1 protein-coding gene and 1 pseudogene are annotated in these 667 nt (G+C 45.6%); both read right to left on the reverse strand.

From position 1 onward, the window contains the following. A pseudogene (locus tag WMO38_RS15125) lies at nucleotides 1–278 on the reverse strand (hypothetical protein); the annotation flags it as partial. Further along, nucleotides 203–562: a TnpV protein gene (locus WMO38_RS15130; protein ID WP_349163224.1), complete on the reverse strand. Its 360-nt coding sequence runs from the start codon at nucleotides 560–562 to the stop codon at nucleotides 203–205. The gene WMO38_RS15130 and the pseudogene WMO38_RS15125, both read right to left, overlap by 76 nt. Nucleotides 563–667: the final 105 nt, after the last annotated feature.

Genomic DNA, 667 nt, shown 5'->3' on the forward strand with positions numbered 1-667 from the left:
TTACCTGCTAATGCAGCTTTTCTGTCCTGCTCGAACTGACGCATAAACTGATTATTGTTTTTATCCTCAGTATGAATGGTGCCAATGCTTGCCTGCCCGTTCTGGTCGAAAAAAAAGGAAGCCTGTGTATATTCGGCTTCCTTACTGACACCCAATGAATTGATTTCATCAAGTTCCCTATTCAGTTCTGTATCATCAGATTCTAGTGGAATCGCATCACTATCTGATGGAGTACCACTTCCTCTGCCTGCATCTTCGCCTGCTCTCTTATCTTCCACATCTCCATTGTCGATGACGGATTCTGTGGCTTGTGCTTCTCCAGGTACTGCATCTCCAACTGGTCGTACAGCTGGTTCGCTTCCTCCTCTACCGCTGACATCTTCTCGTACATCTTCCCGAATCTCATCAGCGTCTTGTATCTTGCCGGCTCGTTCTCCTTGAGATAGTTCATTGCCATCCTTCCGTATTTGCCCAGTTTCGCGAGATCCTCCGTCTCGTCCGGCATCTCTATCTGCGGATAAAGCAGTCCGTCCACTTCCTTGTAAGTCATTTCTTCTAACATATCCAATTCTCCTTTCGCTCTCGATTGTCTTTAAGTTACGACTAAATTCTCTAAGAACACTACAGGAGACATCGCATACAATGGAACCAAGACGGTAAATGATCT

It is taken from the genome of Lachnospira hominis (ex Hitch et al. 2025) (assembly GCF_040096395.1).
Taxonomy (GTDB): Bacteria; Bacillota; Clostridia; order Lachnospirales; family Lachnospiraceae; genus Lachnospira; species Lachnospira hominis.